Here is a 13680-nt window from a genome sequence, read left to right on the forward strand (position 1 = left end):
CAACGGCTGTTGACCCTCCGTGACCGTTTCGAGTGAACGGGTCCTCCGGCCCGGGCGGTCCGTACCCCTACTGGCGGGTACGGACCGCCTGCCCATGTATGCGGCATCTCGATGTCACTCCGGAGGCATCGGAGAGGTAGGGTCGTAGGCGGTCGGGGACATCCCAAACAGAGCTCGCCGGCACCGCATGGCCGGCTACCAACGAGGAGATCGGTTCGTGACGATCCGCGTAGGCATCAACGGCTTCGGTCGTATCGGTCGCAACTACTTCCGCGCGCTGCTGGAGCAGGGTGCTGACATCGAGATCGTGGCTGTCAACGACCTGGGTGACACTGCGACCACCGCCCACCTGCTGAAGTACGACACCATCCTGGGCCGCCTCAAGGCCGAGGTCACCCACACCGCCGACACCATCACGGTCGACGGACACACCATCAAGGTGCTCTCCGAGCGCAACCCCGCGGACATCCCGTGGGGCGAGCTGGGCGTCGACATCGTCATCGAGTCGACCGGCATCTTCACCAAGAAGGCCGACGCCGAGAAGCACATCGCCGGTGGCGCCAAGAAGGTCCTCATCTCGGCTCCGGCCAAGGACGAGGACATCACCATCGTGATGGGCGTCAACCAGGACAAGTACGACGCGGCCAACCACTACGTCATCTCCAACGCGTCCTGCACCACCAACTGTGTGGCGCCGATGGCCAAGGTCCTCGACGAGAACTTCGGCATCGTCAAGGGTCTGATGACGACGGTCCACGCGTACACCAACGACCAGCGCATCCTGGACTTCCCGCACTCGGACCTGCGCCGCGCCCGCGCCGCCGCCGAGAACATCATCCCGACCACGACGGGCGCCGCCAAGGCCACCGCCCTGGTCCTCCCGCAGCTCAAGGGCAAGCTCGACGGCATCGCGATGCGCGTCCCGGTCCCGACCGGCTCGGCCACCGACCTGGTCGTGGAGCTCCAGCGCGAGGTCACCAAGGACGAGGTCAACGCGGCGTTCAAGAAGGCCGCCGACGACGGCGACCTCAAGGGCATCCTCGTCTACACCGAGGACCCGATCGTCTCCTCGGACATCGTGAGCGACCCGGCCTCCTGCACCTTCGACTCCTCCCTGACCATGGTCCAGGAGGGCAAGTCGGTGAAGATCCTCGGCTGGTACGACAACGAGTGGGGCTACTCCAACCGCCTCGTCGACCTCACGGTCTTCGTCGGCAACCAGCTCTGACCGACAGAGCAGGCAGCTTGATGTGAGTCAGGGCCCGGGCGGCGCAGGGACGCGCAGCCCGGGCCCTGACTCGCGTACAGAACGGCCCTCTTAGGATCACGAGCGATCCGAGTACCACACCCTCCTCGGGAGTCCCTTCCATGAAGACGATCGACGAACTCCTCGCCGAAGGAGTAGGCGGCAAGCGGGTCTTCGTCCGCGCCGACCTCAACGTGCCGCTGGACGGCACGACCATCACCGACGACGGCCGTATCCGTGCCGTGGTGCCCACCGTGAAGGCCCTGGCCGAGGCGGGCGCCCGCGTGGTCGTCGCCTCCCACCTGGGCCGCCCCAAGGGCGCCCCGGACCCGGCCTTCTCCCTCGCGCCCGCGGCCTCCCGCCTGGGTGAGCTGCTCGGCGCCGACGTGGCCTTCGCGACCGACACGGTCGGCGAGTCCGCCACGTCCACCGTCGCCGGCCTCGCCGACGGCCAGGTCGCGGTCATCGAGAACCTCCGCTTCAACGCCGGCGAGACGTCCAAGGACGACGCCGAGCGCGGCGCCTTCGCCGACCAGCTGGCCGCCCTCGCCGACGTCTACGTCGGTGACGGCTTCGGCGCGGTGCACCGCAAGCACGCCTCCGTGTACGACCTCCCCGCCCGGCTGCCGCACGCCGCGGGCTACCTCATCGCGAACGAGGTCGCCGTCCTGAAGAAGCTGACGGACGAGGTCCAGCGGCCCTATGTCGTCGCCCTCGGCGGCGCCAAGGTCTCCGACAAGCTCGCCGTCATCGACCAGCTCCTCGGCAAGGCCGACCGGATCCTCATCGGCGGCGGCATGGCGTACACCTTCCTCAAGGCCAAGGGCCACGAGATCGGCAAGTCGCTCGTCCAGGAGGACCAGATCCCGGCGGTCCTCGAGTACATCGAGCGCGCCGAGAAGACCGGCGTGGAGCTGGTGCTCCCCGTCGACGCGGTGGTCGCCCCCGCGTTCCCGGACCTCAAGACCAAGGCCCCGGCGGACGCCACCACCGTCGCCGCGGACGCCCTCCCGGCCGACCAGATGGGCCTCGACATCGGCCCGGGCTCCGCCGAGCTGTACGCCTCGAAGATCACCGACGCCGCCACCGTCTTCTGGAACGGCCCCATGGGCGTCTTCGAGCACCCCGACTTCGCCGAGGGCACCAAGGCGGTCGCCCAGGCCCTCCTCGACTCCCCGGGCTTCACGGTCGTCGGCGGTGGCGACTCCGCCGCGGCCGTCCGCATCCTGGGCTTCGACGAGAACGCATTCGGCCACATCTCGACCGGCGGCGGCGCCTCCCTCGAATACCTCGAGGGCAAGACGCTCCCCGGCCTCGCCGCACTGGAGGACTGACCCTTTATGAGCACGCGCACGCCGCTGATGGCGGGCAACTGGAAGATGAACCTCAACCACCTCGAGGCCATCGCGCACGTCCAGAAGCTCGCCTTCGCCCTCGCGGACAAGGACTACGAGGCCGTCGAGGTCGCCGTCCTGCCGCCCTTCACCGACCTGCGCTCCGTGCAGACCCTGGTCGACGGCGACAAGCTCAAGATCAAGTACGGCGCCCAGGACATCTCGGCGCAGGACTCCGGTGCCTACACCGGTGAGATCTCCGGCTCGATGCTGGCCAAGCTGAAGTGCACGTACGTGGCCGTCGGCCACTCCGAGCGCCGCCAGTACCACGCGGAGACCGACGAGATCGTCAACGCCAAGGTCAAGGCCGCCTACAAGCACGGCCTGACCCCGATCCTGTGCGTCGGCGAGGAGCTGGACGTCCGCGAGGCGGGCAACCACGTCTCCCACACCCTCGCCCAGGTCGAGGGCGGTCTGAAGGACCTCCCCGCCGAGCAGGCCGAGTCCGTCGTGATCGCCTACGAGCCCGTCTGGGCCATCGGCACCGGCAAGGTCTGCGGCGCCGAGGACGCCCAGGAGGTCTGCGCCGCCATCCGCGGCAAGATCGCCGAGCTGTACACCCAGGAGCTGGCCGACCTGGTCCGCATCCAGTACGGGGGCTCCGTGAAGTCGGGCAACGTCGCCGAGATCATGGCGCAGGCCGACATCGACGGGGCGCTCGTGGGCGGTGCCTCGCTCGACGCCGACGAGTTCGTCAAGATCGTGCGCTTCCGCGACCAGTAAGTATGCGGTAGCGGCGATCCGTCGTACCCTTGCGGGGGCACAGCCCGGTGGCTGTGCCCCTGTCGTCCATCCAGATCCGAGGAAGTTGGTCCAGCCGTGGTTATGGGGTTCTCGATCGCCCTGATCGTCTTCAGCGGGCTGATGATGCTGCTGGTGCTCATGCACAAGGGCAAGGGCGGCGGCCTCTCCGACATGTTCGGCGGCGGCATGCAGTCCTCCGTCGGCGGCTCCTCCGTCGCAGAGCGCAACCTCGACCGGATCACCATCGTGGTCGGTCTGCTGTGGTTCGCGTGCATCATCGTGCTCGGCCTTCTCATGAAGACGAACAACTGACCGGCGCGCACTTTCCGTACGTAAGGCCCCATGTTCGGTACGCGCACCTGAGCGCGGCCTATCATGGGGCTTGCGTCTAGGTGTGAGGGTTGTAACTCCAACCACTGGACGTGCGTTGGGCCTTACGTAGACTGAGGCGCTCGCAACGAGGCGAAACGCCGACTCGCTTCGCGGCACCATCACGCAGGGAGTTACGACCGTGGCAAGTGGCAACGCGATCCGAGGAAGCCGGGTCGGGGCGGGGCCGATGGGCGAGGCCGAGCGTGGCGAGTCCGCGCCCCGGCTGCGCATCTCCTTCTGGTGCTCCAACGGGCACGAGACGCAGCCCAGCTTCGCCAGCGACGCGCAGGTCCCCGACACCTGGGACTGCCCGCGCTGCGGCTTCCCCGCCGGACAGGACCGGGACAACCCGCCGGACCCGCCGCGCACCGAGCCGTACAAGACGCACCTGGCGTACGTACGGGAGCGGCGCAGCGACGCGGACGGCGAGGCGATCCTCGCCGAGGCGCTCGCCAAACTGCGGGGCGAGATCTAGGAATTGACAGCCGGCCAGGCACCGAGAGGTGCCTGGCCGGAGCTGTTTGCACGTTGTCCACAGGCTCACCGCGATGTCAGTGGTGACCTTTACGGTGTGGGCATGCCGCAAGGCGTGCGCATCGTGAGGGGGAAGCTGTGGTGACGGTCGAGGCTGCGGGTGTACGAGTACCCGCGTGGCGTGGGGGATTCGGGCGGTTGTGGAGCGCCGCCGTGCTCTCCAGTTTCGGTGACGCGCTGCGGACCGCGGCGCTGCCCCTGCTGGCCGCCACCCTGACCGACGAGCCCCTGGCGATAGCGACGGTCACCGCCTGCGGCTATCTGCCCTGGGTCGTCTTCGGGCTGCTCGGCGGCGCCGTCGCCGACCGCGTGGACCAGCGGCGCGCGATGTGGACGGTCGACGCCGTACGCGGCCTGCTGGTCGCCGGATTCGCGGTGGCCGTGGCGCTCGGGCAGGCCTCCATCGGTCTGCTGATCGCGCTGGCCTTCGCCCTGACCACTCTCCAGACGCTGTTCGACAACGCGTCCACCGCCCTGCTGCCCGCACTGGTGGACGGCGAGGCCCTCGGCAGCGCCAACGCCCGCCTGATGACCGGGCAGAGGATCGCCGGCGGGCTGCTGGGCGCCCCGATCGTCCCCCTGTTGCTGGTGGCCGGCGCACCCGTGCCCTTCGTCGCCGACGCCCTCACCTTCCTGGTGGCCGCGGCTCTGGTGGCCTCCCTGCGCACCGCCGGCCCCGCCCGGAAGCCGAGACCGGCCGGCAGTACCCTGCGCCGGGAGATCGCGGAGGGGCTGCGCACCCTGCGCGGGGACCGGGCCCTGCGTGGTCTGTGCGCGGCCACGGCGCTGTGCAACGTCGGGGTGGGCGCCCTCATCGCCACCATGGTGCTGCTGGCGACCGACTGGGTCGGCGCGGGCCAGGCCGGGTTCGCGGCGGCGACCACCGCCTACACCGTGGGTTCCCTGGCCGGGGGAGCGCTGAACCGCCCGCTGGTCTCCCGCGCCGGTCGGGTGCGGGCGATACTCCTCGCCGGGAGCGTGCAGATCGGCGCCCTCGTCGTGATGGGGTCGGTGCGCAGCCTGACCGCGCTGGTGGCGGCGATGGCCGTCTTCGGACTCATGGGCATGGTGTGGAACGTCAACACCACCACCCTCATGCAGCAGCGCAGCCCCGCCGAGATGCTGGGCCGGGTCAGCTCGGCCTTCCGCACCCTGGCCGTCGCCGGCGCACCGCTCGGCGCGCTGCTCGGCGGTGTCGTCGCCACCGCCTGGGGGCTCAACACCCCGGCGCTGCTTGCCGCCGGGTTCTTCGTCCTGTCCGTCGTCGCGCTGACGCCCGTGCTCAAGCCGGACGTACCTGAGGTCGCGCCGCGCGAGGGCGCCACGACAGCCCATGTCCCGCACTGATCAACACCGGTTGACGGCGAACGTGCGCCGTCTGGAACCTCGGCCCCTTCGACCAGTGGGGTGTCGAGCCCGGTCCTCGCCCAGCGCGTCGAACCGGCGCTCACCGAGGACGCCGAGGTGCCGGGGTTGGACGGGTCGACCCGGGCGCTCGTCGCCAAGTACCGGGAGCTGCGCGGCTGTTGACGATCACCGCGGGTACGGAAAGTGGGCGGCGCGTGACCGGCCGCTTCCCGTAGAATCCCCGACGATCATGGAAGCCATGGCTCGGGGGAGGGCGAAGTGGCTGGTTCGCAAGGCGGTTGGACGGGCGGCGCGACGGCGGCGGGGCCGCTGTGGAAACCGAAGTACGCGGCGCGCGCGGTGTTCCACCCGGCGTGGATCCCTCCGTCCGTCGACCCGGCGGTGGAGCAGCTGAAGAAGATCCGTCTCGTCGCCGGGACGGTCGCGGCGATCGGCGTCTACACCGTCGTCGAGGGCGGGTTCGCCGTCGAGGAGATGCTGGAGAACATGCTGACGGCGTCGGTCGTCCTGCTGTTCATCACACCGCTGACGGTCGCCGTCATGCTCTTCGTGTGGCGGCGGACCGGCTCGGTGAGCGGCCTGAAGCCGTCGCTGTTCAACTCGCTGAAGCTGCTGCTGCTCTTCGTGGGATCGATCGTGCTCACGGTGGTGATACTGCGGGCGGCGGGCGGCGCCGGGTTCTTCGTCCTGCTCCTCGGCCCGATCGTGCTGTGGCTGATCGGGTTCGTGGCACGCGGCGCCTGGCACGTCGGCGCGAACTTCTTCGGCACCGCGGGTGTGCACCGCGCTCTGCCGCCGCTGCTCGCCTCGGTCACGGCCTGGCTGATGGCCGTCCCCGACCTCGTCACGGGCGACCTGCACGGGCTGGGTCTCGGCATGGGCGTCCTGTTCATCCTGGGCGCCCCGACGACGGTCACGGCGATCGCGCTGCTGGAGATGCGGCGCCTGGACCGCCGGTACGGCATCCGGCTGGCGGCCCACCCGATCACCCTGCCCCGGCTCACCCCGCCCCCGCCGATGCCGCCGGGCAGTCCGGCGCCGCCGTACGGGCCGCCGTACGGGCCTCCGCAGGGCAATCCCTACGGGCCCTCACAGGGCGTGCCGCCACAAGGCAACCCGTACGGACCGCCCGCCGGGAGCCCGTACCAGGGCAACCCGTACCACCGGGGCGGCAACCCCTACAACCAGGGCAGTCCTTACGGGCCGGGGCCGCACGGGCGCTGAGGCGGGGTGCGTCTGCACGGTCCCACCGACGCGACGCCCGTCGGGTCTCCAGCGCACTCCTCCAGCGGACCGGGAGAGATCCCGGCCCGCTGAAGGCACTGGACCGGACGGACCGCTCGCTGGGAAGCGGACCCGGTCTCCGCTCAGGGCGACGCCGGCGGGTACAGCGAGCGCGGCAGCTGGGAGGCCGCCGCCGAGTCCAGGAGCCAGAGCGTGCGCTGCCGGCCCCGTGCGCCGGACGCCGGGGCCTGGATCTCGCCCGCGTCCGAGAGCGCGATCGCCACGGCACCGGCCTTGTCCTCGCCGGCCGCCAGGAGCCACACCTCGCGGGCGGCCCGGATGGCGGGCAGGGTCAGGGTGACCCGGGTCGGCGGGGGCTTCGGCGCGCCATGCACACCGACCACCGAGCGCTCGATCTCCCGTACCGCCGGCAGCTCCGGGAACAGCGACGCGACATGCGTGTCCGGACCGACGCCCAGCATCAACACGTCGAAGGTCGGCACCGCGCCGTGGTTCTCGGGGCCCGCGGCGCGGGCGAGCTCCTCGGCGTAGGCGGTCGCGGCGGCGTCGACATCGGCGCCGTACGGACCGTCCGAGGCGGGCATGGCGTGCACCCGCTTCGGGTCGAGCGGCACCGCGTCCAGCAGGGCCTCACGGGCCTGCGTGACATTGCGGTCCGGGTCGCCCTCGGGCAGGAACCGCTCGTCGCCCCACCAGAGGTCGAGCCGGCCCCAGTCGATCGCGTCCCGCGCGGGGGCGGCCGCCAGCGCGGCCAGCACGCCGTTGCCGTTGCGGCCACCGGTGAGGACCACGGACGCGGCGCCCCGGGAGGCCTGCGCGTCCACGATCTTCGTGATCAGCCGGGCCGCGGCGGCCTGCGCCATCAGCTCCTTGTCGCGGTGCACGACCAGTTGCGGAGTGCTCACTTGGCCGCCGCCTTCCTCGAAGAGGCCGTGGCCCGCTTGGCGGCCGCCTTCTTCGCGGGCGCCTTCGCGGCCTTCTCGACAGGCGTCCCGACCGCCTGCGCAGCGGTGTCCTCGGCCACGGGCGTCCCGGCCGCCGCAGCCGCGTTCAGCCGCTCCACGCCGAACCGCAGCGCCGAAGCGTACGTGTCGTCCGGGTCGAGCCGCCGCAGCTCCTCCGCGATCAGCTCGGCCGTCTCGCGCCGCTTGAGCGCCACCGCACGGTCCGGCTGGCCCTCGATGGACAGCGTCGCCAGCGAGCCGTCCGCGCGGTCCAGCGTGATGGGACCGTGGCTGGTGTCCATGCGGACCGCGGTGAGACCGGGGCCGCCCGACAGCGAACGCTTCACCGGGACGTCCAGCCGGTCCGCGAGCCACATCGCGAGGAGCTCGCAGCTCGGGTTGAACTCCTCGCCCTCCACCTCGACGGCGTTGACGTCGACGGTGACCTGGTCCAGGGCCGCGGCCAGCATCGAGCGCCAGGGCGTGATGCGGGTCCAGGACAGGTCGGTGTCGCCGGGCGTGTAGGTGTCCGCGCGGGCACCGAGGTCCCGCACGGGCTGCTCGGAGGCGTAGGTGTCGGTGACCCGGCGCTGGGCGAGCGCGCCCAGCGGGTCGTTCGCCGGGTCCAGCGGGGCGTCCACCGGCCACCAGACGACCACGGGGGCGTCCGGCAGCAGCAACGGCAGGACGACGGACTGGGCGTGCTCGACGACCTCGCCGTACAGGCGCAGCACCACCGTCTCGCCGGTGCCCGCGTCCGCGCCCACCCGCACCTCGGCGTCGAGGCGGGACTGGGTGCGGTCGCGGGGGGTGCGGGAGACGCGCTTGATGACCACGAGCGTGCGCGAGGGGTGCTCGCGCGACGCGTCGTTGGCGGCCTTCAGGGCGTCGTACGCGTTCTCCTCGTCCGTGACGATGACCAGCGTGAGCACCATGCCGACGGCCGGTGTGCCGATGGCCCGGCGGCCCTTGACCAGTGCCTTGTTGATCTTGCTGGCCGTGGTGTCCGTGAGGTCTATTTTCATGGCCGGCGCCAGCTCCGTCCCTCTCGCGCGAGCATTTCGTCCGCCTCGACCGGGCCCCAGGTGCCGGCCGGGTACTGGGCCGGCTTGCCGTGCTGGTCCCAGTACTCCTCGATCGGGTCGAGGATCTTCCAGGACAGCTCGACCTCCTCGGTGCGCGGGAAGAGGTTGGAGTCGCCGAGCAGGACGTCGAGGATGAGCCGCTCGTAGGCCTCGGGGGAGGACTCGGTGAACGACTCGCCGTAGGCGAAGTCCATCGACACGTCCCGGATCTCCATGGACGTGCCCGGCACCTTCGAACCGAAGCGGACCGTGATGCCCTCGTCGGGCTGGACGCGGATGACGATCGCGTTGGAGCCCAGCTCCTCGGTGGCCGTCGAGTCGAAGGGGGAGTGCGGCGCCCGCTGGAACACCACCGCGATCTCGGTGACGCGGCGGCCCAGACGCTTGCCGGTGCGCAGGTAGAAGGGGACGCCCGCCCAGCGGCGGTTGTCGACCTCCAGCTTGATCGCGGCGTAGGTGTCCGTCTTGGACTTGGCGTTGATGCCCTCCTCCTGGAGGTACCCGACCGCCTTCTCGCCGCCCTGCCAGCCCGCCGCGTACTGACCGCGCACGGTGTCCCGGCCCAGGTCCTTCGGCAGCCGGACCGCGCCGAGCACCTTGGTCTTCTCGGCGGCCAGCGCGTCCGCGTCGAAGGAGGCGGGCTCCTCCATGGCGGTGAGCGCCATCAGCTGGAGCAGGTGGTTCTGGATGACGTCACGGGCGGCGCCGATGCCGTCGTAGTAGCCGGCCCGGCCGCCGATGCCGATGTCCTCGGCCATCGTGATCTGTACGTGGTCCACGAAGGACCGGTTCCAGATCGGCTCGAACATCTGGTTGGCGAAGCGCAGCGCCAGGATGTTCTGGACCGTCTCCTTGCCCAGGTAGTGGTCGATGCGGAAGACCTGGTCCGGGGCGAAGACCTCGTGGACGACCTGGTTGAGCTCCTCGGCCGACTTCAGGTCGTGCCCGAACGGCTTCTCGATGACCGCGCGGCGCCAGGAGCCGGAGGACTGGTCGGCGAGACCGTGCTTCTTCAGCTGCTGGATGACCACGGGGAAGGAGCGCGGCGGCACCGACAGGTAGAAGGCGAAGTTGCCGCCCGTGCCCTGGGCCTTGTCGAGCTCCTCGATGGTGCCGCGCAGCCGCTCGAAGGCGTCGTCGTCGTCGAAGGTGCCCTGGACGAAGCGCATCCCCTGGATGAGCTGCTGCCAGACCTCCTCGCGGAACGGCGTACGGGCGTGTTCCTTGACGGCGTCGTGGACCTCCTGCGCGAAGTCCTCGTTCTGCCACTCCCGCCGGGCGAAACCGACCAGCGAGAAACCCGGCGGCAGCAGACCCCGGTTGGCGAGGTCGTACACGGCGGGCATGAGCTTCTTCCGGGACAGATCGCCCGTGACGCCGAAGATGACCAGGCCCGACGGCCCCGCGATACGCGGGAGCCGTCGGTCGGCGGGGTCACGAAGCGGGTTCGCCCCGGAACCGGAAAAGGCCGGCAAGGTCTCAGTCCTCCGAGGGGGCGAGGCGCTGCAGCTCCGCCTCGGTCGACTTCAGCAGGTCGTTCCAGGCCGCCTCGAACTTCTCGACGCCCTCGTCCTCGAGGAGCTGCACGACCTCGTCGTAGGAGATCCCGAGCTTCTCCACGGCGTCGAGCTCGGCACGGGCCTGCTCGTAGGTGCCGGCCACGGCGTTGCCGCGGATCTCGCCGCTCTCCTCGGTGGCCCGCAGTGTGGCCTCCGGCATGGTGTTGACCGTGTTCGGCGCCACCAGCTCGTCGACGTACAGGGTCGCCTTGTAGGCGGGGTCCTTCACGCCGGTCGAGGCCCACAGCGGGCGCTGCTTGTTGGCCTGCGCCCGGTCGAGGGCGGCCCAGCGGTCGGAGGAGAAGACCTCCTCGTACGCCTGGTAGGCGAGGCGCGCGTTGGCGAGGCCGGCCTTGCCGCGGGCGGCCTTGGCCTCGTCGGTGCCGAGCGCGTCGAGGCGCTTGTCGATCTCGGTGTCCACGCGGGACACGAAGAAGGACGCCACGGAGTGGATCTTCGACAGGTCCAGGCCGCGCTCCTTGGCCTTCTCCAGACCGGCCAGGTAGGCGTCCATGACCAGGCGGTAGCGCTCCAGCGAGAAGATCAGCGTGACGTTGACGCTGATGCCGAGGCCGATGACCTCGGTGATCGCCGGGATGCCCGCCTGCGTGGCGGGGATCTTGATGAGGGTGTTGGGGCGGTCCACCAGCCAGGCGAGCTGCTTGGCCTCGGCGACCGTCGCCTTGAGGTTGTGCGCCAGGCGCGGGTCGACCTCGATCGACACCCGGCCGTCCTGGCCGCCGGTGGCGTCGAAGACCGGGCGCAGGATGTCGGCGGCGTCCCGGACGTCCGCCGTCGTGATCATGCGGAGGGCCTCTTCGACGGACACCTTGCGGAAGGCCAGGTCGGAGAGCTGCTGGTCGTAGCCGTCGCCCTCGGAGATCGCCTTCTGGAAGATCGAGGGGTTGGTGGTGACGCCCACGACGTGCTGCTGGTCGATCAGCTCGGCGAGGTTGCCGGACGTGATCCGCTTGCGCGACAGGTCGTCCAGCCAGATCGCGACGCCTTCTTCGGAGAGGCGCTTGAGTGCGTCTGTCATGGAATTACATCTCCTACGTGTCGTGTGTGAGCGTCAGCGCTGTGCGGCGGCGAGGGATTCCCGCGCCTTCGCGGCCACGTTCTCCGCAGTGAAGCCGTACTCGCGGAAGAGGACCTTTCCGTCCGCCGAAGCACCGAAGTGCTCCAGGGAAACGATGCGACCGGCGTCCCCGACGAAACGGTGCCAGGTGAGACCGATACCGGCCTCGACCGCGACCCGAGCCCTGACGGAGGGCGGCAGAACCCTGTCCCGGTACCCCTGGTCCTGCTCCTCGAACCATTCCACGGACGGCATGGACACCACCCGGGTCGGCACACCGTCGGCCTCCAGCTGCTCGCGCGCCTCGACGGCCACGTGCACCTCGGAACCGGTGGCGATCAGGATGACCTCGGGGGCACCGTTGGACGCCTCGAAGAGGACGTAACCGCCCTTCGCGGCCTCCTCGTCGGGGGCGTAGGTCGGCACGCCCTGACGGGTCAGCGCCAGGCCGTGCGGGGCGCCCTTGCCGTAGACCTTGGTGTAGCGCCTGAGGATCTCGCGCCAGGCGATGGCGGTCTCGTTGGCGTCGGCCGGGCGGACCACGTTCAGGCCCGGGATGGCGCGCAGCGAGGCCAGGTGCTCGACCGGCTGGTGGGTGGGGCCGTCCTCGCCGAGACCGATGGAGTCGTGCGTCCACACGTACGTCACCGGCAGGTGCATCAGCGCCGAGAGCCGTACGGCGTTGCGCATGTAGTCGGAGAAGACGAGGAACGTGCCGCCGTAGATCCGGGTGTTGCCGTGCAGCGCGATGCCGTTCATCTCCGCGGCCATGGAGTGCTCGCGGATGCCGAAGTGGATCGTGCGGCCGTACGGGTTCGCCTCCGGCAGCGGGTTGTCCGCCGGCAGGAAGGAGCTGTCCTTGTCGATCGTGGTGTTGTTCGAGCCGGCCAGGTCGGCGGAGCCGCCCCACAGCTCGGGGATCACCGCGCCGAGCGCCTGCAGCACCTTGCCGGACGCGGCACGGGTGGCGACGGCCTTGCCGGGCTCGAAGACCGGGAGCTTGTCCTCCCAGCCCGCGGGCAGCTCACCCGCGACGATGCGGTCGAACTCGGCGGCGCGCTCGGCGTTGTTGTTGCGCCACTCCTGGAGCTGCTTCTCCCACTCGGCCTTGGCGTCGCGGCCGCGGTCCAGGGCACGCCGGGTGTGCGCGATGACCTCGTCGGCCACCTCGAAGGTCTGCTCCGGGTCGAAGCCGAGGACGCGCTTGGTGGCCGCCACCTCGTCGTCGCCGAGGGCGGAGCCGTGGGCGGCCTCGGTGTTCTGCGCGTTGGGGGCCGGCCAGGCGATGATCGAGCGCATCGCGATGAAGGACGGCTTGTCGGTGACCGCCTTGGCCTTCTGGATGGCGTCGAAGATCGCGACCGGGTCGAGGTCGCCGTTGGCCTGCGGCTCGACGCGCTGCACGTGCCAGCCGTACGCCTCGTAGCGCTTGGCGGTGTCCTCGGAGACGGCCGTCTCGGTGTCGCCCTCGATCGAGATGTGGTTGTCGTCCCACAGCAGGACCAGGTTGCCCAGCTTCTGGTGCCCGGCCAGCGAGGACGCCTCGCCGGAGATGCCCTCCTGGAGGCAGCCGTCACCGGCGATGACGTACACGAAGTGGTCGAACGGGGACTCGCCGGGGGCGGCCTCCGGGTCGAACAGACCGCGCTCGTAGCGGGCGGCCATGGCCATGCCCACCGCGTTGGCGACGCCCTGGCCGAGCGGGCCGGTCGTCGTCTCGACGCCCTTGGTGTGGCCGTACTCCGGGTGACCGGGGGTCTTGGAGCCCCAGGTCCGGAACGACTTGAGGTCGTCCAGCTCCAGGCCGAAGCCGGCCAGGTACAGCTGGGTGTAGAGCGTCAGGGACGAGTGGCCCGCGGACAGCACGAAGCGGTCACGCCCCACCCACTCCGGGTCGGCGGGGTCGTGCCGCATCACCTTCTGGAAGAGGGTGTAGGCGGCGGGAGCCAGGCTCATCGCCGTACCGGGATGGCCGTTGCCGACCTTCTGTACGGCGTCGGCGGCCAGGACGCGGGCGGTGTCGACGGCCCGCTGGTCCAACTCGGTCCACTCGAGGTCTGTGCTGGTCGGCTTGGTGCTCACCCTGGGTCAGGGCTCCTCTCCACATGTCA

Annotated in this window: 13 protein-coding genes; 8 read left to right on the plus strand and 5 right to left on the minus strand. The window is 70.5% G+C overall.

The window, feature by feature from the left end; genetic code table 11:
* Positions 1–217 precede the first annotated feature (217 nt).
* The 8 genes from gap (at position 218) to ACH41F_RS03940 (ending at position 6882) form a co-directional block, all read left to right on the plus strand.
* Positions 218–1228 (plus strand): type I glyceraldehyde-3-phosphate dehydrogenase, encoded by a 1011-nt coding sequence (gap, locus tag ACH41F_RS03905; RefSeq protein ID WP_398832696.1) that lies wholly within the window; start codon positions 218–220, stop codon positions 1226–1228.
* Positions 1229–1368: 140 nt separating this feature from the next.
* Positions 1369–2580, plus strand: coding sequence for a phosphoglycerate kinase (locus ACH41F_RS03910; protein WP_391230309.1), 1212 nt, complete (start codon positions 1369–1371; stop codon positions 2578–2580).
* Positions 2581–2586: 6 nt separating this feature from the next.
* Positions 2587–3363: a triose-phosphate isomerase gene (tpiA, locus tag ACH41F_RS03915; RefSeq protein ID WP_391230310.1), complete on the plus strand. Its 777-nt coding sequence runs from the start codon at positions 2587–2589 to the stop codon at positions 3361–3363.
* 102 nt (positions 3364–3465) lie between these two features.
* Positions 3466–3696 (plus strand): preprotein translocase subunit SecG, encoded by a 231-nt coding sequence (gene secG, locus ACH41F_RS03920; RefSeq protein ID WP_194080280.1) that lies wholly within the window; start codon positions 3466–3468, stop codon positions 3694–3696.
* Between the two features lie 199 nt (positions 3697–3895).
* Positions 3896–4231, plus strand: coding sequence for an RNA polymerase-binding protein RbpA (locus ACH41F_RS03925; RefSeq protein WP_003957010.1), 336 nt, complete (start codon positions 3896–3898; stop codon positions 4229–4231).
* A 137-nt stretch (positions 4232–4368) separates the two neighbouring features.
* The gene (locus ACH41F_RS03930; protein ID WP_398832699.1) at positions 4369–5637 is read left to right on the plus strand and encodes an MFS transporter; all 1269 of its coding nucleotides are present in this window, start codon (positions 4369–4371) and stop codon (positions 5635–5637) included.
* Between the two features lie 60 nt (positions 5638–5697).
* Positions 5698–5820, plus strand: a complete 123-nt coding sequence (locus tag ACH41F_RS03935) for a hypothetical protein (protein ID WP_398832790.1) — start codon at positions 5698–5700, stop codon at positions 5818–5820.
* A 96-nt stretch (positions 5821–5916) separates the two neighbouring features.
* Entirely contained in the window at positions 5917–6882 is a 966-nt protein-coding gene (locus ACH41F_RS03940) for a hypothetical protein (protein WP_398832701.1), read from the plus strand.
* Positions 6883–7025: 143 nt separating this feature from the next.
* Here the strand turns inward: ACH41F_RS03940 and pgl are convergent, their stop codons facing one another.
* Genes pgl through tkt form a run of 5 tightly spaced genes read right to left on the minus strand, consistent with a single transcriptional unit; the run spans position 7026 to position 13651 of the window.
* Positions 7026–7808: a 6-phosphogluconolactonase gene (pgl, locus tag ACH41F_RS03945; protein ID WP_398832704.1), complete on the minus strand. Its 783-nt coding sequence runs from the start codon at positions 7806–7808 to the stop codon at positions 7026–7028.
* Entirely contained in the window at positions 7805–8872 is a 1068-nt protein-coding gene (gene opcA, locus ACH41F_RS03950) for a glucose-6-phosphate dehydrogenase assembly protein OpcA (RefSeq protein WP_398832707.1), read from the minus strand. The genes pgl and opcA overlap by 4 nt, the downstream gene beginning before the upstream one ends.
* On the minus strand, positions 8869–10407 hold the full coding sequence (gene zwf / locus ACH41F_RS03955) for a glucose-6-phosphate dehydrogenase (protein ID WP_391230316.1): 1539 nt from the start codon (positions 10405–10407) through the stop codon (positions 8869–8871). The genes opcA and zwf overlap by 4 nt, the downstream gene beginning before the upstream one ends.
* 4 nt (positions 10408–10411) lie before the next feature.
* Positions 10412–11530 carry a transaldolase gene (tal, locus tag ACH41F_RS03960; protein ID WP_391230317.1) on the minus strand — a complete coding sequence of 373 codons (1119 nt, stop codon included), beginning with the start codon at positions 11528–11530 and terminating at the stop codon, positions 10412–10414.
* Positions 11531–11563: 33 nt separating this feature from the next.
* Positions 11564–13651 (minus strand): transketolase, encoded by a 2088-nt coding sequence (tkt, locus tag ACH41F_RS03965; RefSeq protein WP_391230318.1) that lies wholly within the window; start codon positions 13649–13651, stop codon positions 11564–11566.
* Between the last annotated feature and the right edge of the window lie 29 nt (positions 13652–13680).

Origin of the sequence: Streptomyces sp. NPDC020489, assembly GCF_044386545.1 — a bacterium.
In the GTDB taxonomy this organism is placed as follows: Bacteria; Actinomycetota; Actinomycetes; order Streptomycetales; family Streptomycetaceae; genus Streptomyces.

Coding starts and splice junctions, on each gene's coding strand:
- tpiA (WP_391230310.1), top strand. CDS start 2,587: ATGAGCACGCGCACGCCGCTGATGGCGGGCAACTGGAAGATGAACCTC.
- opcA (WP_398832707.1), bottom strand. CDS start 8,872: ATGAAAATAGACCTCACGGACACCACGGCCAGCAAGATCAACAAGGCA.
- ACH41F_RS03910 (WP_391230309.1), top strand. CDS start 1,369: ATGAAGACGATCGACGAACTCCTCGCCGAAGGAGTAGGCGGCAAGCGG.
- tal (WP_391230317.1), bottom strand. CDS start 11,530: ATGACAGACGCACTCAAGCGCCTCTCCGAAGAAGGCGTCGCGATCTGG.
- secG (WP_194080280.1), top strand. CDS start 3,466: ATGGGGTTCTCGATCGCCCTGATCGTCTTCAGCGGGCTGATGATGCTG.